Origin of the sequence: Zavarzinella sp. (assembly GCA_041399155.1) — a bacterium.
GTDB lineage: Bacteria > Planctomycetota > Planctomycetia > Gemmatales > Gemmataceae > JAWKTI01.
Genome location: JAWKTI010000003.1, coordinates 795,687 through 819,107 on the forward strand (window position 1 = coordinate 795,687; position 23,421 = coordinate 819,107).

Annotated in this window: 23 protein-coding genes; 7 read left to right on the plus strand and 16 right to left on the minus strand. The window is 49.8% G+C overall.

Annotated features, from left to right (window positions below):
* Positions 1–12: 12 nt before the first annotated feature.
* On the minus strand, positions 13–1,140 hold the full coding sequence (locus R3B84_17560) for a polysaccharide biosynthesis/export family protein (protein ID MEZ6142369.1): 1,128 nt from the start codon (positions 1,138–1,140) through the stop codon (positions 13–15).
* Here R3B84_17560 and R3B84_17565 point away from each other — a divergent pair.
* Positions 1,139–1,303 carry a hypothetical protein gene (locus R3B84_17565; GenBank protein ID MEZ6142370.1) on the plus strand — a complete coding sequence of 55 codons (165 nt, stop codon included), beginning with the start codon at positions 1,139–1,141 and terminating at the stop codon, positions 1,301–1,303. The genes R3B84_17560 and R3B84_17565 overlap by 2 nt on opposite strands.
* A gap of 101 nt (positions 1,304–1,404) precedes the next feature.
* Here the strand turns inward: R3B84_17565 and R3B84_17570 are convergent, their stop codons facing one another.
* The 4 genes from R3B84_17570 to R3B84_17585 form a co-directional block, all read right to left on the minus strand.
* Positions 1,405–1,653, minus strand: coding sequence for a hypothetical protein (locus R3B84_17570; protein MEZ6142371.1), 249 nt, complete (start codon positions 1,651–1,653; stop codon positions 1,405–1,407).
* A gap of 61 nt (positions 1,654–1,714) precedes the next feature.
* A complete protein-coding gene (locus tag R3B84_17575) occupies positions 1,715–2,434 on the minus strand; it encodes a zeta toxin family protein (protein ID MEZ6142372.1) in 720 nt (239 codons plus the stop codon).
* A gap of 142 nt (positions 2,435–2,576) precedes the next feature.
* Positions 2,577–3,458: a TIGR03000 domain-containing protein gene (locus R3B84_17580; protein ID MEZ6142373.1), complete on the minus strand. Its 882-nt coding sequence runs from the start codon at positions 3,456–3,458 to the stop codon at positions 2,577–2,579.
* A gap of 247 nt (positions 3,459–3,705) precedes the next feature.
* Positions 3,706–4,161, minus strand: coding sequence for a hypothetical protein (locus tag R3B84_17585; GenBank protein ID MEZ6142374.1), 456 nt, complete (start codon positions 4,159–4,161; stop codon positions 3,706–3,708).
* A 330-nt stretch (positions 4,162–4,491) separates the two neighbouring features.
* On the opposite strand from R3B84_17585, the gene R3B84_17590 reads away from it, so the two are divergent.
* On the plus strand, positions 4,492–4,683 hold the full coding sequence (locus R3B84_17590) for a hypothetical protein (GenBank protein ID MEZ6142375.1): 192 nt from the start codon (positions 4,492–4,494) through the stop codon (positions 4,681–4,683).
* Between the two features lie 126 nt (positions 4,684–4,809).
* Here R3B84_17590 and R3B84_17595 read toward each other — a convergent pair whose 3' ends face one another.
* Positions 4,810–5,262: a MarR family winged helix-turn-helix transcriptional regulator gene (locus R3B84_17595; GenBank protein ID MEZ6142376.1), complete on the minus strand. Its 453-nt coding sequence runs from the start codon at positions 5,260–5,262 to the stop codon at positions 4,810–4,812.
* A 377-nt stretch (positions 5,263–5,639) separates the two neighbouring features.
* Between R3B84_17595 and R3B84_17600 the strand changes: the two genes are divergently transcribed.
* On the plus strand, positions 5,640–6,125 hold the full coding sequence (locus R3B84_17600; GenBank protein MEZ6142377.1) for a hypothetical protein: 486 nt from the start codon (positions 5,640–5,642) through the stop codon (positions 6,123–6,125).
* 260 nt (positions 6,126–6,385) lie between these two features.
* On the opposite strand, the gene R3B84_17605 is transcribed toward R3B84_17600, so the two are convergent.
* Positions 6,386–7,342: a threonine/serine dehydratase gene (locus tag R3B84_17605; GenBank protein MEZ6142378.1), complete on the minus strand. Its 957-nt coding sequence runs from the start codon at positions 7,340–7,342 to the stop codon at positions 6,386–6,388.
* 284 nt (positions 7,343–7,626) lie between these two features.
* On the opposite strand from R3B84_17605, the gene R3B84_17610 reads away from it, so the two are divergent.
* Positions 7,627–9,009, plus strand: coding sequence for an L-lactate permease (locus R3B84_17610; protein ID MEZ6142379.1), 1,383 nt, complete (start codon positions 7,627–7,629; stop codon positions 9,007–9,009).
* A 45-nt stretch (positions 9,010–9,054) separates the two neighbouring features.
* Here R3B84_17610 and R3B84_17615 read toward each other — a convergent pair whose 3' ends face one another.
* The gene (locus R3B84_17615; protein ID MEZ6142380.1) at positions 9,055–9,492 is read right to left on the minus strand and encodes a hypothetical protein; all 438 of its coding nucleotides are present in this window, start codon (positions 9,490–9,492) and stop codon (positions 9,055–9,057) included.
* 255 nt (positions 9,493–9,747) lie between these two features.
* On the opposite strand from R3B84_17615, the gene gyrA reads away from it, so the two are divergent.
* The 3 genes from gyrA to R3B84_17630 all read left to right on the plus strand — a co-directional run bounded on the left by gyrA (position 9,748) and on the right by R3B84_17630 (position 15,441).
* On the plus strand, positions 9,748–12,582 hold the full coding sequence (gene gyrA / locus R3B84_17620; protein MEZ6142381.1) for a DNA gyrase subunit A: 2,835 nt from the start codon (positions 9,748–9,750) through the stop codon (positions 12,580–12,582).
* Positions 12,579–13,595: an NAD(P)-dependent oxidoreductase gene (locus R3B84_17625; GenBank protein MEZ6142382.1), complete on the plus strand. Its 1,017-nt coding sequence runs from the start codon at positions 12,579–12,581 to the stop codon at positions 13,593–13,595. Before gyrA ends, R3B84_17625 begins: the two co-directional genes overlap by 4 nt.
* A 154-nt stretch (positions 13,596–13,749) precedes the next feature.
* Complete coding sequence (locus R3B84_17630) at positions 13,750–15,441, plus strand: sigma 54-interacting transcriptional regulator (protein MEZ6142383.1); 1,692 nt, start codon at positions 13,750–13,752, stop codon at positions 15,439–15,441.
* 149 nt (positions 15,442–15,590) lie between these two features.
* Here R3B84_17630 and R3B84_17635 read toward each other — a convergent pair whose 3' ends face one another.
* From R3B84_17635 to groL, 8 genes are all read right to left on the minus strand, one after another.
* Positions 15,591–15,980 carry a hypothetical protein gene (locus R3B84_17635; GenBank protein MEZ6142384.1) on the minus strand — a complete coding sequence of 130 codons (390 nt, stop codon included), beginning with the start codon at positions 15,978–15,980 and terminating at the stop codon, positions 15,591–15,593.
* Between the two features lie 107 nt (positions 15,981–16,087).
* Positions 16,088–17,218 (minus strand): DUF1559 domain-containing protein, encoded by a 1,131-nt coding sequence (locus tag R3B84_17640; protein MEZ6142385.1) that lies wholly within the window; start codon positions 17,216–17,218, stop codon positions 16,088–16,090.
* A 135-nt stretch (positions 17,219–17,353) separates the two neighbouring features.
* A complete protein-coding gene (locus R3B84_17645; GenBank protein MEZ6142386.1) occupies positions 17,354–18,679 on the minus strand; it encodes a UDP-glucose/GDP-mannose dehydrogenase family protein in 1,326 nt (441 codons plus the stop codon).
* 174 nt (positions 18,680–18,853) lie between these two features.
* A complete protein-coding gene (locus R3B84_17650; protein MEZ6142387.1) occupies positions 18,854–19,738 on the minus strand; it encodes a hypothetical protein in 885 nt (294 codons plus the stop codon).
* A gap of 21 nt (positions 19,739–19,759) precedes the next feature.
* On the minus strand, positions 19,760–20,149 hold the full coding sequence (locus R3B84_17655) for a DnaJ domain-containing protein (protein ID MEZ6142388.1): 390 nt from the start codon (positions 20,147–20,149) through the stop codon (positions 19,760–19,762).
* 52 nt (positions 20,150–20,201) lie between these two features.
* The gene (locus R3B84_17660) at positions 20,202–20,744 is read right to left on the minus strand and encodes a hypothetical protein (protein ID MEZ6142389.1); all 543 of its coding nucleotides are present in this window, start codon (positions 20,742–20,744) and stop codon (positions 20,202–20,204) included.
* Between the two features lie 32 nt (positions 20,745–20,776).
* Positions 20,777–21,649, minus strand: a complete 873-nt coding sequence (locus tag R3B84_17665; GenBank protein MEZ6142390.1) for a hypothetical protein — start codon at positions 21,647–21,649, stop codon at positions 20,777–20,779.
* Positions 21,650–21,774: 125 nt separating this feature from the next.
* On the minus strand, positions 21,775–23,403 hold the full coding sequence (gene groL, locus R3B84_17670) for a chaperonin GroEL (protein ID MEZ6142391.1): 1,629 nt from the start codon (positions 23,401–23,403) through the stop codon (positions 21,775–21,777).
* Positions 23,404–23,421 lie beyond the last annotated feature (18 nt).

Here is a 23,421-nt window from a genome sequence, read left to right on the forward strand (position 1 = left end):
GTTGGTGCTGGTTTACGGTGCACCCCCTCCGACCCCACCTCCGATCAAGTTGGGATTCTTGATCGACTGGATAGTGCTTTGTCCCAGCAGAGTGACCCCCAATGCCCGTTCGATGGGCGACAGGAACATCGACAGGTAGTTGTCGAAGGTGATCATTGGCTGTGCCTTCACATACAAACGATCCCCAGGCAGAATCTGGTAATTGGTTTTGGTGCTGCCATGCTGGGTAACACTGTTCCAATCAATCGGCATAATCAACTCTTTGCCGGTTGCGGCAGGTGCCGGGCGTGCCAGCCACATATGATTAGTGCTGGAAACCGGCGACAGACCATTTAACTGTGCCACCGCATCAAGGACGGTATCTTTGCCTGTAATTGGCAGTGGGACTACTTGCTGACCTCGACCACCGCCATCGTAAATGACATAGAATTTTTTGCTGTTATAGGCGGCAATATCCACGGTAACGGAGGGATTGTTCATCGACTTCTTCAGGAAATCCTGAATAACGATGTTCGCTTGTGCCAGTGGGACGCCGACGAGTCGAACAGAGCCGTAAATCCCCAACCCGACAGTGCCATCCTGGCGGACCAGGTATTCCCCACGTAAGGCGGGGAGAGATCTCGACTGCAATAGTTGGATCGACGCTTTCGGTTCGCGGACTTTGTATTCAATTGCCTGCTTTTCAATGGCGACGCGGGCTTCATCGGTAGTAAGGCCCACCAGTTTGATTGTCCCACCGAATGTGGGGCCAAGATTGACGGTGCCATCCGGCCCAATCGGCAGGTCACCGCTGACAGGTTCGGTTAAGCCTGGGTAAATGATCGAAATACCGATCGTATCACCCACATCAAGGCGGTAGTTCGGCAGTGGCTGCACATTGGTTAGTTCAATTCGGAGGATATCGGGCGGTTCAATGATATATTCCGGCATGGTGACCATCTGCAACTCGCGTGGGAGTTGCTGATCAAGCGCCTGATCGGCGTAAAACGCCTGATTCAGTTCGCGGTCCATGGTGTAGGGTGCGGGATTTTCTGCAGGATTGCCTAACTTCGGGGCGGTGTAACAGCCCACGTTCAGCACGCACAACGCGAGACTACTACAGTAAACCAACGTGCGGCGAAACAGGATTTTCCCAGCCATGCAACAATTCCCCCCCGAGGCAATCGATCCTTCTTTGCAACCACCAACCCCCATTGGTCGTCGCGCAGAACCGACTTCAAAGTGGGGCTATACCACGTTTTCCAATCCCTGCAACATGACTTTTCAGTACATGGGTGTGAAACTGGGTAACGAGAGACCATGAAATGGCTAAGAGTTGGCGTAAGTTTGCCCAACTGGCAGGGTATATGAGAAAAAATTCACTTTCAATGTTACTTGAGGTGAAACCAAATTGAATGCTTGAATTTAATCTGGTTTCGATGACAAAAATGAACGATTGCGACGTTTTTTTGCATGAACTGGTTTAGAAAAATAAGCGTTGTGCAGTTCTTTGAGCACAATCACGTTGCCCCCTTCAATTCTAACCAGTTTACCATCCCGCACCAGCACCACTGTTTTGCCCGAACGTAGTGCTTGCTCTGTAGCTTCGTTGAGGGCTTTGACTGCCAATGCTGGAACATCGGCATCTTCGTCGATTTCAGCGATGGGTGTCATGATTTACTCCATAAACATTATTTGAATTATAGTTGTTTGATCAACATTAGAACGAAAAAAGTTAAGCGCCATTTAAAGATTCTACTACGCCATTGAACCAGATTGGCACGAGTACATTTTGTTTTATTTCCAGATGAATACCATCTGTAATTTCGGCAAACCAAACTGAGTTTGTACTGCTGGAATCGAAAAAATATGCCCGGTTGGACTGTTTTACTGCATCTGGCAATAGTTTCAGAGACCGTTCGTAGCGATCAGTGATCTTTTGCTTTGGCACATCATGTCCGCCATCGATCACGCGGTTCGCAACCCGTTGGATATTAATTTCCGAATCAACAGTGGCAACATAATACAGATAGGTGCGAAAACCATGTGTGCGTGCGAATTGCAGAAAATCGACCTTATCTTTCGACGACATGACCGTTTCAAACGTAAACGATTGCGATGACTCAACCAATTTCCTTCTTAGAAAATCCGATAATACGGAAGCGTGATAGGAAGTGAAAGAAATGCCTGAAAAATCGATTGCCCCATGTTCGCATTTGATGTTCTGAATATCTTCAGCAAGATTTGCTTTCTGTATTAATGTGGAACCTGCAAAATACTGTTGCACTTCGTCGGTCTTGGTGCGTGTTTGAAACGGTTCCAGCAAAAGTCGGCCAGTTTCAAGGATCGTTTTTTCGATTTCGTCGGGATTGATGTAAACGCCAAACCACTCTTGCGATTTCCCGAGATTGTTCTTGACAGTTGATTTGCCCGATCCGTTTGGACCTGCAAACATCCTCAACCTGGGCATTGATCTGGTCATGTGAAATCTGAAAAAGGGCTACAGATTTAGAATACTTTCAACATTTGGTTTCAATGTAATTGACTGGTCGATATCTCAGCTGGAAGAATTGATCACAGCTAATCAAAAAATCGTCTTATTCTTCGTCCATTCCTTTCTTGTAAACGCCATCTTTTTCTTTGCCGGTGATGGTCCAGACGTGCAGGCGGAAGTCTTCAATGCCGTAGTCGCCTTCGCGGGTAACTGTAATCGATTTATCGGGAGCCCAATCGCCCATGGTAAAGCGGTGGGAAACGACACGGGCACCCGGTTTCAGGTGCTTCCACAATAACGGTCGAACCAGAATGTTCAGATCGTTCCCCATGTACAACATTACCACCGTCACATCTGCCAGATCTTTTTCGGTCAGTTTCAGGGCGTTCCCTTCACGCACCTCAATCACTTTATCCAGTTTGGCATCTGCCACTGCTTTTTTCGATTCTTTCACTTTTTCGGGATCGATATCAATGCCGTAACCTTTTTTGGCTTTGAATTCTTTTACGGCAGTCATCACCATGATGCAGTCGCCACAACCTGGGTCGAGCACGACATCTTTGTCGGTCACTTTCGCCAGTTTGCACATATCTTCCACCACTACTTTCGGGGTGGGCACCCAGCGAATCAGCACGTTATCGGGATTTTTGGGGTCTTTGTTCCGCACATCCAGCGTTACTTCTTCGCCCGCTTTGAAGCTGATTTCCCGTTTGCGGATGATTTTGGTGTAGTTGTTCGGTTCGATGGTCACTTCCACCACGTAGGCGTAGGTTTTCCCACTATCCAGTGGTGGGGTCTGGATCATCCGCACGCCTTCGTTTTCCGCTTTTTCATTTTCTGGCAGTTCTTTGCCTTCAATTTTCACCGTAGTAGTGGTGGGGGACTTTGGAATCAACAATTTGATGGTGGCAGGCTTTTTCTGGTCCTGTCCATAACTGATGCTGCACGCCAGCAGCAGTGCAAATGTGGTCAATCGGCTGATCATCGTGGTTTACTCCCTGGATAGGACTATTTTCCACACCGCCGTGCGGTTGTACAGATGGGAATGAAAGTTATGAGAAGAAAAGCGTAAAATTTCTGTTCGCAGGAAGGTTCAACATCCAAATCGCAAGAAGAGTGATTTTTCAACAACCTGATGCAGTTGACTGTTGATTGCCATGTCCTGGTCGATGGCAGTGGAAATAGATCAGAGGTTGTTTCTTAGGAAATCGAAGCAGACAAAAGTGGTTGGACTATTCTGGATTGACCAGAACGATGACTGATTCGCTCACCACACCATGTTGATCGGTGGCGGTGACAGTTACGGTCAGTGCCCCCTGGCTGAGGCGTGGGAACGACAAACCGAATTGACCGTTGGCCAATGGAACTCCAAACCCTGATGTGCCATCGCTAGCAGTGGCAACGATGGTAACAAATTCTGGATTTTCATCTGTAACAAACCCTTCAATGACCACCGCGTTTGCAGTAGAATTTGCCGATGACAAATCTGACAGCACCGGTGCATTGTTGCCAATAGGTGGCGGGGGTGCTGGAATCGGATTGCTCTCGCCCGGTGGCACTGGTTCCGGGTATTGTTGCCCCACCACTGGATCGACAGGGGGTGGGGCATAGGGGATATCAGAAGGCGCGATCCGATCTGATAATACATCAAGCACCAAGCGCTGCTGGTGCGAATCTCGCAAGCTCATGGGTTAATCCTTCAAACTGTGGACAGAGACACTCTTCATCCTATCAGAATGAATTACCATTTGTCAAGCAATTCCTTTCAAGAAAAAAAGACTTTGATTCTACTGCTGTCGAAATTTTGTGGCAAGAGCAAATTTTTTGAGACTCTGCCTATATCTCAGCATGAATTTTTGCACTGTCAGCAGATCAGGTTTGGTGAGAATTCTTCGATTTTTTCTGCAAATAAACCCAATTTCTTATGAAAATCGGTGTTTTAACGTCTATCAAGCGAACCGCGGCTAATGTAAATTCCGTTTCCTTACGCTTCTGGTTCGTGTTGTCCTTTGGAATTAATGAAGAAATTTGTCTTCTTGGCGACGTGGCGTCTTGGCGGTCGTTCATTAAAAGAAATTCCCTTGCTGGCGCTGCGGGCTATGAAGACATTTTCAAAGCGAACCGCGGCTAACGTCTTCGGCTCACAAAAACATGATGTTGAGTTGCCAACTCAAGTGTTTAGTACTGGTTTCCCGCCTTCGCGGGAATGACGGTTGTAGACACAACCGTCTAAAACCCAACCTCGGTTGGGATTGTGAGCCGACGGCTTTAGCCGCGGTTGGATCGATAAATACCAAAAACACCGAATTTCAAACTGATTTTGGCTTAAGTGTTTTTTACCCCGGCTTGTGGGCTGATTTGTAACGTGTGATTGCCTGATTCAGCACTTGCAAACCACTCTCGCCGAACAGTTCTTCTGCCTGTTGCTGGGCCTGCTCCCAGGCAGGCATTGCTTGTTGCATCAGTGTTTTCCCCTCATCGGTCAATCGAAAAGGGTGCGACCGCCCATCGGTATCTGGCAGAATTTCCAGCCAGCCTTTCTGAACCATCCGTTCCACGGTGCGGCTTAGCGTCGAGTGATCCAGTTCCAGAATAGTGCACACTTCTGCAGGCCGTGCGATGCCCATCGATGCGGCCATTGCCAGAATTGTTCCTTGACTCAACTTCAGCCCGTAAGGCCGCAGTGCTTCATCGTAGATATTGGTGATCACGCGATTCAGCAGACGCACGCGACCTGCAATGCACGATTCCACCATTGTTTCAATTGTTGCGGGAGAGGAGGAATTCATGAGTTTGTTCTCACATTACCCTCCGACACTATTTCAGAAGGTCAATGCTTGTATATGCAAGTTTCAGCAATGTCAAGAAATATCTGATATGTAACTGATCCGCCAGAACCAGCTTTTTTCCACCATTTGCCAAAAATGCCTGAAATATGTGTTCATTAGAATATGCCAAACATTTGCCAAAAATGCCTGAAATATGTGTTCATTAGAATATGCCAAAAGGATATATTATTATGTACAATTGGGCCCACAATGGATGGCAGCACGATGAATGACCTGTTTCGTTAACAGCACCTGTTTGTGGGAAATCAATTCCCTTTGTGCGAACCAGTTACCAATGAGGTAGTCTGTTAGTTACATTGGTAAACAAGGATAAAAACATGGCCAACACAGAAAAAATATCTCTGGCCAAGGCATTGAAGTTAAAAAATCGCCTGGTGGGTCAGATCTCGAAATTAACCCAGGATGTGCAGTTGTATAACTCCACCCAGGAAGGATCAGAAGCGATTGATGTACGTGCACGTTTTGAACTGCGTGCCCAGACAGTAGCAACCCTGACTCAGTTGAAGTATGCCATCTATCTGGCGAACCAGCCAGTGCAGAACCTGATTTTTGAACTGGCAGAACGCAAAGCGGAAGTGGCACTGCTTTCTGGTTTAAGCACCAAGCACGGTGTGTACAAGGAAGGTTACCCCACCGCTGGGGATATCAATTATCTGGCACAGTTCCGTAAGGCGGATATCGATGCCATGGTAAAGAAACTGGAATACCAGATCGATCTGCTGCAGGATCGCCTGGATGTGCATAACCACCAGACCACGGTGGAAGTGGATAGTGCTGTGCTGGCACAGGAAATTGATGCGTAATGTGCGTACGGTCACGGCGGAGGGTTGAGCAGCACAAATAGTTTTGGAGGCCCTACGCTGCGTTAGCGTATTACACCACAGATGGGGATCTGAAGATCAACGATGGGGATACCGAGTGTCAAGATTCAAGGTTTCCATACTGTCATTGATCAAGGCTGAAAAAGCAAACCTCATTTTTTCATTACTGCTTGTGTTGTATACCTCCGTCGTGACTCTTTTTTTCAGGTGTTAGCCCAGTGTAAGTAAAGCACTGGGGATTCTTACTTCAGCATCTCCTTCCACCCACAAAGATCAGACAATGCTGCGTTGCCCCCACAAATTAAGATCACCAAATGATCTGTGGGCTGAAAACTGCCTTTCAAGCGATCTGCTGCAGCCAGACAACAGGCAGCGGCAGGTTCTGCCAGAACTTTGGCACGTTCCAGCAGAAACACCAGCCACTTCACTGTATCTGCATCAGAAACAACCTGGATTTCCTTCGTAAACTGTCTGGCCATATGCAGTGTCATCGGCGAGACTTTCGGTGCACCCAGGGTGCGGGCAATTGAGGTGATTGCAGGCAATTCGACTGGCTGCCCGGCTGCAAATGCGTGGGCCATCGCATCCGCACCCGACGTTTCCACGCCAGTCAACTTTATGTGGGGGTTGGCAGCACGCAACGCCGTCCCCACGCCGGCAAATAATCCACCTCCACCAATACTGACCACCACATGTGTAGCATCGGGTGCGTCTTCCAGAATTTCCAGACCGATCGTTCCCTGACCCGCAGCCACCAGTGGATCATCAAACGGATGGACGAGTGTTCTGCCTTCCTGCTGCAGTTCATCGGCACGCCGAAACGCTGCATGGATGTTTTCCGTCAGCAAAACAGTGGCACCGTAACTGCGGGTAGCGGCCAGATAATTCTCTGGCGTGGAGCTTGGCATGCACACAACGGCATCAATTCCTAACGTGCTGGCCGCGAAAGCAACTCCCTGAGCATGGTTCCCCCCACTGACAGCGACAACGCCGTGCTGTTTCTGTTCCGGTGCCAGCGACAGCATTTTGTTGAATGCCCCACGTGGCTTGAACGAGCCTGTTTTCTGAAAACATTCTAATTTCAAGGATACTTTGGCACCAAAGTACGTGCTCAACGTGGTGTTATATAACAAGGGTGTTTTGGAAAGATAGGGCTCCAGCTGCTTTTTCGCAGCCTGGATCATTTCAATGGTCAGCATCAGTTCCGCCTCGTCAAATCATTTCCGCACAATCTTATGCCCACCTGATGCTGGGAGTTTGCAATTTTGCAAAATCGGCACACAATTTAGATCATGTGGCCTTCCTCATACTTAATGGGATGAAAATCATCCCTGCGAAAATGAAATTTCTCTCATAATGCTGCCTCACCTCATTACGGGAATCAATAAGATATTCGTTTGTCAATTAGATTGCCTGTCATTCATACAACACTGTTGACCGAGAACAGGCAACTTTATGCCCGATTGGCACGGGGACCCGCAACATGTTCTTACTTGAAATGATCCCCTTGGTGCTACTTCTGGGGCTGGTGGTATTTGCTCGCTGGCCGCTGAACCGTGCTGCACCTCTTTCGCTGGCAGCGATGGTCGTCTACCGCCTTGTTCAGCAGAATTTAATTATTGCCGCACCACTGAAAGGGTTGTTGGTGGGGATCGATATCTGCCTGATCCTGGTGGGAGCGATGGCCTTTCTGGAGCATTTGAAAAGCAACGGTCAAATTACGCAGATTCAGGAAGAACTGGGGCGTATGACCACCAACAAAGTGGTGCAGGCCTTATTGCTGGCGTGGATTTTCGGCTCTTTTGTTGAAGGAATTTCCGGTTTTGGGACACCGGCGATGTTGATTGCCCCACTCATGGTGGCCTTGGGCTTTCGCCCACTGAGTGCCGTGGTGGTCTGTCTGCTGGCGAACAGCACCGCAGTGATCTTTGGTGCGGTCGGCACGCCCGTCACCGTCGGTTTTGAGGGATTATTTACCGATGCGGGCTTTGTGCGCAAAGCGGCATTGGTTTCACTGCTCTCTTCCTGGCTGATCCCCTTTTTCATTGTGCGAAGCATTGTGAAGCTGGAAGAATTGCCAGGAGTGTCCTTCCGAGAACAAATCCGCCTCAGCATGCTTTTCGCGGTCGTCTTTCTGGTGCCGTTTTACCTCTGTGCACGGTGGGCCTACGAATTTGCTTCGATCATCGCCCCGCTGATCGCACTGTTCATCATTCTCGGCATTTACAAGCACCCCCACCCACGGCGGCTGATTCTGGCAATGAAAGCCTATTTTATTGTGATTGTGCTATTAATTCTAAGCCGAATCCTGCTCGGAAAAGTAACCGAAACCATCAACTTAGGCAGTGGCTTGTCGCATACCCTACGGCTGAATAATCCAGGAATTGTGTTTCTGTTGTATGTGCTTGCCGCACGTGGGCAGCGACATATTCGCAGCACTCTGACGAAATTGAGTCGCGTCTTCGTTGCGGTCAGTTCGCTGGCCTGTCTGAGCTATCTATATTTTGTTTCCGGCTTTTTTCACGAAATTGTGGATCAGGTGGGTCGACAGCTCTATTTCCTGCTGGCAATCCCACTTGGGGCGGTTGGCTCTTTTCTTGCCGGCAGTGCGACCGTGTCCAACCTGTTTTTCGCTAATCTGATCCCCACAGTGTATGCGTTGCACCAGCTTGATCCGCAAATTCTGTTGATGATGCAACTACTGGGTGCAGGTGCGGGAAATATGATTGCCCTGCAGAATATGGCAGCGGTACAGGCGGCAGTCTCGTTGCACGATCAGGAAAACCGAATTTTGAAACAAACGCTGATTCCCTGCCTGATCTACATTGCCCTGATGGTGCTGTGGGCCCGCCTGCTGTACTTTTGATCAATAGAGAATTCAATGTGAAATAAAACGAGCACAAAACAGAAATTACTGCTTCGGTGCGGTGCCTTCTTTGTAGCCTTTTTCTTTCGGATTGGTGGTGATAAAGATGGCGCCGTCGTCCTGGCTGCCTGCAGGGCCGTTTTTCACGTACCAGCCCCAGTTTTTGTCTTCACAGAGCTTGTTCATCAGCTCTTCCAGAGTAATCTGCTTGGCTTTAATCGTGAAGCGACTGGTCAAAGTTACACCTGCGCCGGGCAGTGGCTTGACTCGAATGGTGCCTCCACCCGCATCTTTTACCAGGCTGGGGATTTCATCCGTAATGATGGTCCGAAGGAACACGTTGTCAAAGTCCACATCGAGCTTCAGTGGTAACTTCTTGGTGCGTGTTGCCTTGAAGCCCGGGTACTCTTTGGTTTGTGCGTCCGCCGCAGCAGTGACTGCCAGCGTGGCAGCAACGGCAAATAAAGTGAAAAAACGCCCCATGGTGAGGTCTCCCAAGTGTAAAAACAGCCTTTTCTGAACAAAAGTATCTAATTTAGACGATTGTTCGACAAAAATAGTTCCCAAGGTTGGTTTGCAACGATGAAGAAATAGCCGTCATTCATAAGATATACACATCTTTTTGGCAAACAACCACACACGATCCGTGGTATTTTTTTCCGATCGATGACGGAAAAAGATTTCCCTTCCAATCGTAGGTTGGGCGCTATAGTTGCATCGAAGAACGAGGACGCACCGTTGGCGGCAGATAATCCACCCACAATCCCACCAGATGAACCGCTTTCACATGGGGCTGGGGACGGGGAAAATACCCCAATTCTCGATATTGAGCACGAATTGCGCGACAGTTACCTGACATACGCAATGAGTGTTATTGTCAGTCGGGCACTGCCCGATGTGCGGGATGGGCTGAAACCGGTTCAGCGACGCATCCTGGTGGCGATGAACGATTTAGGTTTACGTCCTACGGCATCCACGCAGAAATGTGCGGCGATCGTGGGCGAAACCATGAAGCGTTATCACCCCCACGGTGATGCCAGCATCTACGATACGCTGTGCCGCCTGGCTCAGGACTGGGTGATGCGCTATAAGCTGGTGCACGGCCAGGGGAACTTTGGTTCCATTGCCGGCCTACCTGCCGCTGCACAGCGTTATACCGAAGCACGCCTGACTCCGGTTGCCGCAGAACTGTTGAACGATCTCGATAAAGAGACGGTCGACTTCATGGACAACTATGACGGCAAGTTCCGCGAACCGCTGGTGCTGCCTGCCCGCGTGCCAAACCTGCTGATCAATGGTTCCGATGGGATTGCGGTGGGGATGGCGACCAGCATCCCTCCCCACAACCTGCGGGAAATCTGCAGTGGTCTGATTGCACTGATCAACAAGCCGGAAATTACTCTGGCAGAACTTTTCCAACACATCCCTGGGCCCGATTTCCCTACTGGTGGAATTATTTGTGGCCGTCAGGGGATTGTAGAAGGCTATCGTTCGGGCCGTAGTCGGATTACCCTGCGTGCTCGCTGCGACATCATTGAAGGGAAAAAAGCCCAGATTGTAATCAAAGAAGTGCCTTTCCAGCAGACTCGAAACAAGCTAGCCGAACAGATTGGCGATCTGGTTAAAGACGACCGCATTAAGGGAATAGAAGAGGTGCGTGACGAATCAAACGCACGCTTGGGCGAGCCCGTACGCATCGTGGTCTACTTGAAACGGGATATTGATCCCCACCTGGTTCTGAACCAGCTTTATCAGTATTCGTCGCTACAGACCACCGTCAGCCTGATTCTGCTGGCCCTGGTGGAAGGTCGGCCGCGTTTCCTGTCGCTCAAGGAAATGATGCAGGAATTCCTGAAGCATCGCGTTCAGGTAATCCGCCGCCGAACGGAATATCTGTTGCGAGAAGCCAAGCGGCGTGGGCACATTCTCGAAGGGCAGCTCATTGCCATTTCTTCGCTGGATGAGGTGATTCAGATTTGTCGTACCTCCCCCAGCCGGGAAGAATCGAAGGTGCGGCTGACAGAAATGAATGTGGCAGCTACGGTGCTGGAACGTGCCATTGGTACCACCGCATTTGAAGCATTGCAAAGCGAACTGGGTGTTTCCACCGAATATTACATGACCGAACAACAGGCCGATGCCGTGGTGCGTCTGCAGTTGGGTCAACTGGCCAACCTCGAACGGGATGAAATCACCCGCGAGTATCAGGATTTGCGCGGCAAAATCACTGGCTACGAAACGCTGCTTAGCTCCGAAGAAAACATCTTCCAGGTCATTCGGGATGATCTGGCAGAAGTCGGCGAAAAGTATGGCGATGCCCGTAAAACGGAAATCACCGACGCTGGTGTGAATGTCAATCTGGAAGATCTGATTCCTGAAGATGATGTGATTGTCAGCATCAGCCACGCGGGTTACATCAAGCGGATGCCCCGCAGCACCTTCCGCACCCAGCACCGTGGGACAAAAGGGGTCAGTGGCGGAAATCGCGATGAAGACTTCATCGAACACTTCTTCATCGCCAGCACGCACGCCTACATGTTGTGCTTCACCAACAAGGGGCAGTGCTACTGGTTGAAGGTGTACGATATTCCCGAAGCCAGCCGCACCAGTGGGGGCAGATCGATTGCGAATGTGCTTTCATTAAAAGAAGATGAGAAAATTGAAAGCGTCATTCCGGTGCGGCATTTTGTCGCCGATCAGTATCTGCTGATGGCCACCAGCAAAGGTCTGGTGAAGAAAACGGCACTGGAAGATTACAGCCGCCCACGTGCAGGTGGGATTATTGGTATCAATTTAATGGAAGGCGACACACTCATTAAAGTGGTACTCATTAAAACCGGCGACGAGGTGGTGCTGAGCACCCGGCAGGGGAATGCCATTCGCTTTGCAGAAAGTGATGCCCGCCAGATGGGCCGCAACACCATGGGCGTACGTGGGATTAAACTGCGTGCCGATGATGAAGTGGTCGGCATGGTCGTGGCAGATCCGGATGGGATCCTGCTGACCGTCTGTGAAAATGGGTACGGAAAACGCACTCCGTTTGGGCCCAACACCGAATCCAGCCCGGAACTGGAAGGTGGTGATGATGACAGCGAAACACCAGAAACAGCACCGGTAGAGGAAGTGGTTGAAACTGGTGAAGAAGCCGATGAGCGATCTTCGATGCGATACCGCCGACAGAAACGCGGTGGGAAAGGTGTTAAAGATATTCGCACCACCGCCCGCAATGGCCCTGTGGTGGGCATCGTTGCTGTTCGCGATACGGATGATGTGATGCTGATTTCCAAGCAGGGGATGATTAACCGTACCCGTTCTTCGGAAATCCGGCTAACCGGTCGAAACACCCAGGGGGTTCGTATTATCAACCTGAGCGAAGGTGATAAATTGTCTTCCATCGCCATTGTTGCCCGCGAAGAGATGGATGAGCTCGACGAAAACCTGCCGGATCAACCAGTGGTCATACCTGCAGTAGAAAATGGCACGGCTGGCACGGAATTGCCCGATTCACCCACATCGAACACGGAGCCCACGCAGGCAGAATCGAACGATGATGATGCGGGAGGCGACGAATGAACGTCTTGATTACGGGTGGATACGGCTTCATCGGTGCGTGGATCATCAAAAATCTGCTGGCTGAAAATGCCCGGATCTGGGTTTTCGACCTGAAAGAAGACCCACGCCGCCTGCAATTGATTATGCCTGCAGATCAGGTGGGGCAGGTGCAGTTTATTGCGGGTGATGTCACTCGGCTGGACCAATTGCAGCAAGCCATTTCCAGCAACCAGATTACCCACCTGATTCATCTGGCGGGCCTACAGGTGCCGACCTGTCGGGCGAATCCGATTCTGGGTGCCACGGTCAATGTGGTGGGCACTTTGAACGTGCTGGAAGCAGTGCGTCTGGCGGGCGAACAGATTCAAGGTCTGGTCTATGCCAGTACCGCAGCCGTATTTGGCCCACCGGAACGGTATCCGCACGGAGTTTCACTGGCAGACGATGTGCAGTTGTATCCTGCCACCCACTATGGGCACTTTAAAGTATGTAATGAAGGGAATGCCGCAGTCTACTTTCAGGATTTCGGTGTCCGCAGCGTGGGGCTGCGCCCATGGACGGTTTATGGTGTGGGGCGAGATCTGGGGATGACCAGCGAGCCCACGAAAGCCATCAAATCAGTGGCAATCGGCCAGCCATACCACATCAGTTACGGTGGGATTCAGGATTTACAATTTGTGGATGATGTCGCCAAAGCTTTTGTCCTGAGCTTAAAAAAATCATTCCCTGGCGCGAAATCGTACAACCTGCGTGGAGATGTCGTCGACATCCAGACATTCCACAAAGCCCTCTGTTCGGTGGATGCAAGTGCTGAAAAATTAGTCACTTATGGCGATAAGCAACTGACCATTGCCTACGATCTGGACGATACTGCTTGGCAGCGGGATATTGGTCCACTGCCCAAAACGTCACTCGAAAGTGGGATCGCACAGACCTTGCAGGCATTCCGCCAGTTGCACCAGCAGGGCCGACTGGATACCAGTGATTTACAGCCCGTTGTTGCCAATCCGGTGGCACTACCAGATGCACCGTAACGAAATCTGATACTCAGAGCAAATTTTTTCTGCCACATCTGAATCAATTTTCTGATCGGCTTTCAGATCGCGTCTTTGCACCCCTTCCCTGTACTACACTTCTGAAGCAGAATCATTGAAATTGGTGGCAACAGGAATATGCCACGATGGGACCATGAAAGCACAATTGTTTCTTGTACAAGGCGAAGCACACCCACCCGTGCTGACAGTCAATCCGGGTGATGTGATTACCATCGGTCGCAGCCGAGAGTGCAGTGTTGTGATTCGTGCAGACGATCTGATCTCCCGCTTACATGCCCGCGTGTACTTTGAAGGTGAAAACTGGTATATCCGCGACCTTGGCCTGAATGGCACCCGTATCGATAATGTTCGTATTAAGGAATGTGTCCAGTTATATCATGGCGATGAAATCGGTCTGGGGGCGGCTACTTTTCGCTTCGCACTGGATCAACCGGACGATCCGCCAAGCATCGATAATCTGTCCCATATCGATTCCAGTATCACCCATTCGGCGATCTCGCAAAGCACATCAATGAACACGGTGATGCTGAGTCATACCGATCTCAACAGCGTCCACCAGTTGCTGGTGACTGCTCTGGAAACCAACAATGTCGAAACGGTGGTGCGGCAGGCCCTGCAGACACTGCACTATCACACCAAAGCATATGCGGTGGGCCTGTACAACCTGAATCAGCATCTGCCGCTGGCCAAATTTCTCTGGCCGCAGACAGCAACTATTGATGAATCACTCAGTAGGCAGTTATGCCGCCGGGTTGCACGCGAACAACGCACCGTATTATCCAGCGATGATACAGGCGTTACGATGGCTGGCTCTGATCTGCTGAATACCACCCGCATTCAGGATGCTGTCTGTATCCCGCTGAAATCGAACCGGGAATCACATGAAGCGATCCACCTGTATTCCATGGAGGCCTCTTTCAGCGACGATGACATTCGTTTTGCCGAAATCATTGCCCAGCACCTCGGCATGATTCTGCAGCAGATGCGTGGGCAAAAATCGCTGGCAGCCGAAGTCATGCGTCTGAAAAGTGGGGGCGGTTTTCGGGACGAATTTTTAGGAAACAGTCCCAAAGTAATTGAACTCCGGCAGCAAATTCAGAAATTCAGCAAAAACAGCAAACCGGTGCTGGTGCGTGGACAGACAGGATCGGGGCACGAAGCAGCTGCCCTGGATATCCACCGCAAAAGCAATCGTTTTGACATGCCATTCATGGTATTACGCACCAAAGTGACCCCACAGGAATTGCTGGCTACCGAATTAATGGGCTACTATCGAGAGGCCATTTCTGGTGCCCAGAACGACCACCCAGGGATGCTGTCGCAGGCAGATGAAGGGACAGTATTTATCGAAGATATCTGCGATCTGCCCGCCGACCTGCAGGTGCGGGTGCTGGAATTTATGAAAACCGGCAGATTTCGACCTTTCGGTGCTTTTCTGGATCATTTTTCTGATGTGCGTCTGATGGTTGGCCTCAGTGTGCCAGTGGATGAAGCGATTAACAAAATGGGTGTCCTGCCGGAAATCATTCATGCGCTGGAGCGGCAGCAGTTATTGCTGCCCACGCTCCAGGAGCGATCGGACGATATCTCAATGCTGGTGCAGTTGGAACTCGATCGATTTGCCAATGATACGAATCAGGATTGCTACATTACCCCCGATGCCCTGGACCAGTTGCATCAGATGAGCTGGCCTGGAAATATTCACGAACTGATGGCCAAAGTCAAAGCACTGGCGGTGCTGGCAGAAGATGGAGAGATCAATCAGGAGCTGATTGTGAAAATGCTTCAGCCTGGCCTGGCAGAAACTCCATCCCACGTGGGCTGAAAACAGTGCTTGAAAGGCTTATTCGTTTGTGGTGTTTCCCAAGTCCTGGGGCGTTGCCCCAGGCTGGGACTGTTTCGGGCCTCCGGCCCTGAGAATTGGTGGCAGGAAACTCCTTGAAGATGATTTCACAAGTCTGAGACGACGATGCATCAGTTGATGTTAATTGTGGCGGGTTCGCCCGATTTGATCGTCACCTGGTTTTCTTTCTTGGGATCGTGATATTTTACTGGAATCACTTTGAAGGCTTCTGCAGCTTTTTGTGCAGAAAGTTCTTTTGTCACGGGGGCCTTTTCGAAATAGACGATAAAATCGCCGGGAATAACCTTGATGGTGAACTTGCCATCTTCACCCAGGTTAAATTTCGCGGGGTGGCCTTCACCAAGCGGATTCAGCCACAAAGTAACATTTTTCACAGGACTGCCACCCATCATCACGGTGCCGGTGATTTCGGTTTCACCTTTCAGCATTTCGGGAGTGTCACTACAACCAACCGCAAATAGCATCGCGGTGCAAACAACAGTAGTCAGTACGCTTCTCATCAAAAATTCCTCTTTGTTCGTAATTCAATGCAAAAAGCCGATGCACTTACGTACAACGGCTTCCATGGTAACTTCAATTCAATTGTGGATTCAAATACAACGAAACATTAATCCAAGGTAAAGGTTTGACCATCGGAAGCTGCAACAGCCCACTTCAGAGTAATACCGTCGATGCTGTCGCGGATGAAGCGAACCGAACCATCACCCATACATGCCATCACACCACCGGTGTGGTAGCCGAAAGGTTCATCGTTCGGACCGCAATTGTTCACGGACCAGCGGCATTCTGGAGGACCACCGATTGGGGTGGCGTAGTTGTTGAACTTAGCAATACGGCTGCCGGTTGAGCTACTGGGGCCAGAGTAACCGTTGCCCACTGCGTCGGGGTCTGCCCAGGCAAACACGCGACGGCCACCAGTTGCACCACCGGACCAGAGTACATCGTTGGCGGCGTTAGGGATAACGGGGCTGCTGCGAGTAGAAACCTGGCCAAACGTGCCTACGCTGGGGTGTGCACGAGAGGCATCTTCCACGAACAGAATGGTGTTACTGCTACCATCGGTGACACCCGAAATGCTTCGGCTACCGCAGGTCAGCATCCCATCAAACTTCATCGTTGGGTCAGCACTGTTACGCATCCGATAGGTTGCAGACGCTGGGTTGGTGTCAATGTCAGTTGCAACAATGGTCATGTAGTCCAGCGAACCGAGGTTGGTCACCGGGTCTCGAGCATTGATACCCAGAGGAGAACTGGGGCAAATGAAGGTTTTAATCTTCGATTGTGCGGCAATCCAACCATTGGGTGCTGCGGGGTCGTTGTAAGCTCGGCCCATCGAGTTACGATCAAGCAGTGCTGCGGGAACTGCGTCCGATGCACCATCCAGGTTGGCATCGTACACGGTCACAGGACTGGTCACATCGAACAAACGGTAAACGTTTTCCTGTTCGATGTATGGCAGCAGCCAAACAAAGGTGGAGTGAGCATGGTAACGGGTGGTGTTCGAACCGGTCGATTCGCACTGACCGGAAGAAGGCATCACACCATAGCTGCTTTCGTAGTTGTGCACTGCAACACCGAGTTGTTTCAAGTTATTGCTGCAGGTGCTGCGGTTGGCTGCTTCGCGTACTTTCTGTACTGCGGGAAGAAGCAGACCAATCAGGATGGCGATAATGGCAATCACCACCAACAGTTCGATCAAGGTAAAACCCTTGCGAACCTGGAAAAAACTCTTCGACATACAAATCCTTAAAAAGTGTTAAAAAAGTCCCGGAATATCTTCCGATGGGACAAATTTAGGAGCAAAAATGAGAGATGAAGTGAAGATTTGATGTAGTTTCAATGAAGATTAAAAATTTGCTTGCACAGTAAGCAATTAGATGTTCTTTCCTGTTCCGATACCCAGATAAACCACTCTTTTCTGTGCCATTTCCGTGGGGTCAAAGATGTTACGCCCATCAATAATAATGGGTTCACACAATCCTTGCAGAATTTTCGCAGTTTCTGCTTTTACATAACATTCCCACTCGGTGACAATGATTAACGCATTGGCCCCCGTGGTGGTATCGTAGGGGTCTTTTCCGTAATACAGTGTATCACCGTAAATCTCCCGAATGTTGGGCATTGCTTCCGGATCGTGCACACGCACAATGCTGCCTGCTGCCAGCAACGCATCAATTAACGTGCGGGCTGGTGCCTCCCGAATATCATCGGTTTTTGGCTTGAATGCCAGCCCCCAGATCGCAAAGGATTTCCCAGCAAGTTGCGAATCAAACACTTGTTTGACTTTATGAAAAAGTCGCTCTTTCTGGCGATCGTTGACTTCATCTACCGCTTTACACAACTGCATCGGCACATGGTTGCGTTCGCCAATACCAATTAATGCAATCACATCTTTTGGAAAACAGGACCCACCATAGCCTGGGCCGGGCTTCAAAAACTGAAAGCCGATCCGGATATCGTAGCCAATTCCCTGCCGCACCTGATGGATGTCGGCCCCCACGGAGTCGCACAGATTGGCAATTTCATTAATAAAGCTGATTTTGGTGGCGAGCATCGCGTTGGCAGCATATTTGGTCATCTCTGCGCTTTCGGGCGACATCACCAGAAATGGGCGGGCTTCGTTCACAAATGGCTGGTACAATTCCCGCAGCAACATCGCATCTTCGGGATTACGCACCCCCACCACTACGCGGTCTGGCACCTGGAAATCGGGAATTGCCGCACCCTCTTTGAGGAATTCGGGGTTATTTGCCACCACGAGGTGGGAGCACCCTCTTTCCTGCAACAGTTTTTCCACCTGAGCGTTGGTACCAATCGGTACGGTGCTTTTCAACACCAAAACAATTTTATGATTGTACGATTTATTGATTGTCAGATCGACAATTTCATTCACCACGGCCCACAGTGCGGTCAGATCGGGCAGGCCATCGGCACCTTCGGGAGTGCCCACACCGATGAAGATACAGTGCACGTCCGTTAAGCCATCGGCCATCTTTGTCGTGAAGATCAGGCGACCGTTGGCGTGATTCTGCTGCACCAGTTCCAGCAGACCTGGTTCGAAGATGGGGATTTCACCACGGTTGAGAGTAGCTATTTTGTGGGCATCGCGATCAATGCCCACCACATTGTTGCCGCTTTCTGCAAAACAGGCTGCGGTAACCAGACCCACATAGCCAGTACCAACCACTGCAATGTTCACGCACAACTCCCTTTCATGTGATCTGCATACTATAGGTAATGTGGTTGAATTCGACAGATGAAGACAAATCGCAGATGCCCAATTATGAAGTCCATCTCATTATTTGCATTCTTCAAAGTGCACCAGTAAGTCCCATTGTCTGGATCAAAAGATCATGTGCAAATTATTGACTGATCACTTCTTATCTGGAATGCGGCGAAAATTTAACAGCACTTTGCCATCCCTGCCAAAGAACCGCAATTCGGTATCCGAAATTTCAAACGGACTGATTTCAGTGAACTTCGCCTTGCCCGGTTCCTGCTGAGAGTGGGTCAACAGGTACGGCAACTGTCCTGCGTCAAGATCATCGATGGTCATTCGCTTGAACTCGCTGCCATTGAAGCTGATTACAATGAGGCGATCGGTAAACTTCCAGGAGGCAACGCGTTTGATGTCGCTGCCGGGACTGGGGATCGCTTCCCACGTGCCTTGAAGTTGTTGCAGAATTGCACGTTCTTTATTCGACAAGTCCGGGTGGATGTAGCGTTGCAATTGAAAGTAGGCAATGGCGTCTGAATTTCTTTCGAATGTAGTAGGATAAGCCTCCCCAGGTGGGGCGATTGCAATATTCAGTCGATCCCCATCTACCTGAAAAATCCCTTTGCTGATTGGGTCTTCCCGAAACCGCAACTGTAGCTTGTTCGGTGTCGAAGCGGTATCGATCATAAAATCATGGGTATTCAGGATGCGACCAAACTGACGGATCTCCAGCTTCCCTTCCGTGAACAACCAGAATGATGCGGGCTGATTAATTTTATTCCTGCCTTCGAAGGCACTGATCACCCGCCAATTGCCGATAAGTTGCTGCATCATCATGGGATCGTTGTTCATCCCAGGGAAAAATCGATGGGCCTTGTCTGTAACAGGTTTGCCAGACGTATTTGATGCGGATTGGACCGATCCGGACAATGCCGGACTCACCGTGCGATTCGATTCTGTATTACCGCCATTGTTATCCCCACAGGCGGTGAGGAAAACAACAAGCGAATAGCACAGTAATAAACAGATTGTCTTTGACACGTTGGCTGCCTGCCTGAAAGTTCAAACTCTCATGCAGTTTAGAGAATATGCGTCAGATTGAATAGGCCGGTTATCGTTTTCGGACGGGCCTGATTGTCTGCGACCTCCACCAGTAAACGCACCGAATAGTTCATTGACAAGATCGTTGAATGCAGAGCCACCTCCGCCCCCAAAGCCCCCACTGTTCTGCAGCCCTTCGTGGCCGTACTGATCGTAGATGGCACGCTTGTGTTCATCGAGCAGCACTTCGCAGGCTTCGCCCACTTCTTTGAACATTGCTTCGGCTTCCGGATTGCCCACGTTGCGGTCCGGGTGGTATTTGCGGGCCAGCTTGCGGTAGGCCTTTTCAATATCATCCTTCGTCGCGTCGCGGGATAGCTCCAGCACTTCATAATAATCGCGTTTCGACATTCAACCTCACTCTCTGGCCAATTCCGGGAACTTACAATTCAAAGTTCGTTATTCATTCTTCAACTTTTTTAAAATCGATCACTGCACTATCCCCATCTTGCACAATAAATTTTTTGGGGCGGATATTCGGATCACCAGTGTAAGTAAGAATCAAAATGTTATCTTGCAACTGAAAAATATACTTTCGAATTGGATCGCCCACTACGCGCAAATCGAGTTTGTGAGGTATTGCTCTCGTATCAATTGCGAAATCTCCAGTTAAATCACCAAAACGTTCCTCTTTAATAGTAAACTGATTGTTATTGATAATCATATATCCGAGTCCAGGTGGTTCATCACTTCGGTCCAATGTCGTCAATCGGACTACTTTCCACTTGCCTTGTAGCTTCTTTAACATTTCAGGATCATTATTCATCCCTGGTGTAAATGGCTGTAATGTCTTTGAGCTACTGCTTGTTGAAATTCCACTACTCGATTTGGAGACAGAAAGCCTTCCAGTGCTGGTTGCAGCAGAACCGGAAACATTCTCATTCTCATCACATGCTGTGATAAACAGAAACATCGAGCCAGCAATCAGAGAAGGAACTATCTTCATGGGAAATCCTGTTCAATGAAGGACGGTTGGGGTTAATTTTTGTCAGCAATACGTTTAAAATTCAAGACAACTTTGCCTTCTCTGCCAAAAAATCGCAGTTCCGAATCGCTAACTTCGAAAGCCATTATCTCAGTAAAGTTACTACCGAAACGGTTTTCTTTCGTAGTGGTCAGCAGATTATACCGGCTATCCAGATCATCGATGGTCATTTTTTCGATAAGCTTGCCGTCATAGTTCAGCACCACCTGACGATCAGAAAATGTCCAGGTAACTTGTCTTTTGATATCGCTACCTGGGGCAGGAATTGCCTGCCAGGCACCCTGTAGTTTTTTTAGCACTTCTTTGTCTTTATCCGACCACATTGGGTGTGAGTACCGCTTCAATTCAACGTAAGCTCCTGAGGCAGAATGTATATTCAAAGCAGTGGGATAATCATGATCTGGTGGCGAAATCGCCATCTTCAAATCGTCCACTTCGAGTTGAAAAATACTTTTACTGATAGGTTCTGTGCGATACCGTAGTTCCATCTTGTAGGGAGCAGAAGTGGTATCGATAGCGATATCATGCTTATTAATTGAATGCCCAAACATGGTAATATCCAGCTTACTTTCGGAAAATTCCCAGAATGAAGCAGGCTGATTAACCTTCGTTTTGCCTTCGTAGGCAGATTCAAGGATCCATTTCCCTTGTAATTTCATCAGCACCGCAGGATCGTTATTCATCCCTGCGCTAAATGGGTAGACTGTGTTATCGGGTCGCTGTTTCGGTGGTATTGGCTTCCCGGAGCTATCGACACTCATAAACATGGTGCCACTGCTGCCTGACCCGGATGGGTTTTTCTGCTTGTCGCAAGCTGATAACAGTACAATTGACGACAGGCAAATGATGGGAATTATCTTCTTCATATAGATGCCCGGGTAGTAAATTGTGACTCGCTCGCTGTTCAGAATGGAATTAATTGTATTAACGTACAAAAAGCGTCAGATGAGGTGGGCACTCATTGACGCCTTTCAATTACCAGGAAAATCAATTAAGCAATCGCGCCCAGAACCTTCGATTTCTTATCGTCTTCGTCGATGCGGGTCACCATTACTTCCGTGGTCAACATCAGGCCGGCAATGCTGGCTGCGTTTTGTAATGCAGAGCGGGTAACCTTGGTGGGGTCAACAATCCCTGCTTCAAACATATCCACGTAATCGGCAGTGTTGGCGTTGTAACCAATGTTCTTGTTGTCTTCACCACGGGTGGAAACCTCATCGGCAACCACAGCACCATCAACACCACCGTTCTGAGCAATGGTGCGGACAGGCTTGCTGACAGCGCGGGCAACAATCTCTGCACCCAGACGCTCATCGCCTTCCAGCGTTTTGGCCAGTTCTTTGATGGTAGGCACGCAGCGAAGCAGTGCGGTACCACCACCGGGCACAATGCCTTCAGCAACGGCAGCACGGGTGGCGTGCAGTGCGTCTTCCACGCGGCCTTTGGTTTGCTTCATTTCGGCTTCGGTTGCTGCACCCACGCGAATGATGGCAACGCCACCAGTCAGCTTGGCCAGACGCTCCGAAAACTTCTCTTTGTCGTATTCGGATTCGGTCTGCCCCATCTGGGTGCGGATCTGACCGATACGATCGGTGAGTTGTTTCTTGTCGCCTTTGCCATCGATAATGGTGCAGCTTTCCTTTTCCACAATGATCTGTTTTGCAGACCCCAGGTGGGCCAGTTCCACGTTTTCCAGTTTGATGCCTAGGTCATCGCTGACGAAGGTACCACCGGTCAACACAGCGATATCGCCCAACATTGCTTTACGACGGTCACCGAAGCCAGGAGCCTTCACCGCACAGACAGGCAGGCCTGCCTGAATACGGTTGAGCACCAATACGGCCAGTGCTTCGTTTTCCACATCTTCTGCGATGATGAGGAACGGCTTGCGGGTTTCGGCAACTTTCTGCAGCAGTGGCAGAATATCACGCACGCTGGAGATTTTCTTTTCAAAGATCAGAATGTAAGGATCTTCGAATTCGCACTTCAGGTCGGCACTGTTGATCGCGAAGTATGGGGAGATATAGCCCTTATCGAACTGCATCCCTTCCACGAAATCGAGTGTGGTGTCGGAAGTTTTACCTTCTTCTACCGTGATCACACCATCTTTGCCCACTTTTTCGAAGGCATCGGCCATCAGCTTGCCAATCACGGGGTCGTTGTTGGCAGAAATGCTGGCAACGTGCTCCATTTCGGTCTTGCTGGTCAGCGTGCGGGTCAGGTGATCGTGCAGATACGTGGTGGCTGCAGCAACCGCTTTATCAATCCCACGCTTGACAGCCATGGGGTTGGCACCTGCGGTGATAATCCGCAGGCCTTCCTGATAGATCGCCAGTGCCATAATGGTTGCAGTGGTGGTACCATCGCCAGCGGTATCGCTGGTTTTCTGTGCCACGGCATTCACCAGTTTGGCACCCATGTTTTCGAATGGGTCGGCCAGATCGATTTCTTTCGAAACGGTCACACCGTCTTTGGTAACCGTGGGGCCACCGAACGATTTGTCAATAATAACGTTTCGGCCTGTCGGTCCAAGGGTCACACCAACAGTTTTGGCCAGCTTTTCCGCACCTGCAAGCAACTTCTTGCGTGCATCGTCGGTATATAATAATTGTTTTGCCATTGTATTTTTATCGTAGTA

Coding starts and splice junctions, on each gene's coding strand:
- R3B84_17565 (MEZ6142370.1), top strand. CDS start 1,139: ATGCAACAATTCCCCCCCGAGGCAATCGATCCTTCTTTGCAACCACCA.
- R3B84_17605 (MEZ6142378.1), bottom strand. CDS start 7,342: ATGCTGACCATTGAAATGATCCAGGCTGCGAAAAAGCAGCTGGAGCCC.
- R3B84_17580 (MEZ6142373.1), bottom strand. CDS start 3,458: ATGATCAGCCGATTGACCACATTTGCACTGCTGCTGGCGTGCAGCATC.
- R3B84_17560 (MEZ6142369.1), bottom strand. CDS start 1,140: ATGGCTGGGAAAATCCTGTTTCGCCGCACGTTGGTTTACTGTAGTAGT.
- R3B84_17570 (MEZ6142371.1), bottom strand. CDS start 1,653: ATGACACCCATCGCTGAAATCGACGAAGATGCCGATGTTCCAGCATTG.
- R3B84_17590 (MEZ6142375.1), top strand. CDS start 4,492: ATGAAGAAATTTGTCTTCTTGGCGACGTGGCGTCTTGGCGGTCGTTCA.
- R3B84_17655 (MEZ6142388.1), bottom strand. CDS start 20,149: ATGTCGAAACGCGATTATTATGAAGTGCTGGAGCTATCCCGCGACGCG.
- R3B84_17635 (MEZ6142384.1), bottom strand. CDS start 15,980: ATGAGAAGCGTACTGACTACTGTTGTTTGCACCGCGATGCTATTTGCG.
- R3B84_17600 (MEZ6142377.1), top strand. CDS start 5,640: ATGGCCAACACAGAAAAAATATCTCTGGCCAAGGCATTGAAGTTAAAA.
- R3B84_17665 (MEZ6142390.1), bottom strand. CDS start 21,649: ATGAAGAAGATAATTCCCATCATTTGCCTGTCGTCAATTGTACTGTTA.
- R3B84_17640 (MEZ6142385.1), bottom strand. CDS start 17,218: ATGTCGAAGAGTTTTTTCCAGGTTCGCAAGGGTTTTACCTTGATCGAA.
- R3B84_17595 (MEZ6142376.1), bottom strand. CDS start 5,262: ATGAATTCCTCCTCTCCCGCAACAATTGAAACAATGGTGGAATCGTGC.
- R3B84_17660 (MEZ6142389.1), bottom strand. CDS start 20,744: ATGAAGATAGTTCCTTCTCTGATTGCTGGCTCGATGTTTCTGTTTATC.
- R3B84_17625 (MEZ6142382.1), top strand. CDS start 12,579: ATGAACGTCTTGATTACGGGTGGATACGGCTTCATCGGTGCGTGGATC.
- R3B84_17585 (MEZ6142374.1), bottom strand. CDS start 4,161: ATGAGCTTGCGAGATTCGCACCAGCAGCGCTTGGTGCTTGATGTATTA.
- R3B84_17575 (MEZ6142372.1), bottom strand. CDS start 2,434: ATGTTTGCAGGTCCAAACGGATCGGGCAAATCAACTGTCAAGAACAAT.
- R3B84_17630 (MEZ6142383.1), top strand. CDS start 13,750: ATGAAAGCACAATTGTTTCTTGTACAAGGCGAAGCACACCCACCCGTG.
- R3B84_17615 (MEZ6142380.1), bottom strand. CDS start 9,492: ATGGGGCGTTTTTTCACTTTATTTGCCGTTGCTGCCACGCTGGCAGTC.
- R3B84_17610 (MEZ6142379.1), top strand. CDS start 7,627: ATGTTCTTACTTGAAATGATCCCCTTGGTGCTACTTCTGGGGCTGGTG.
- groL (MEZ6142391.1), bottom strand. CDS start 23,403: ATGGCAAAACAATTATTATATACCGACGATGCACGCAAGAAGTTGCTT.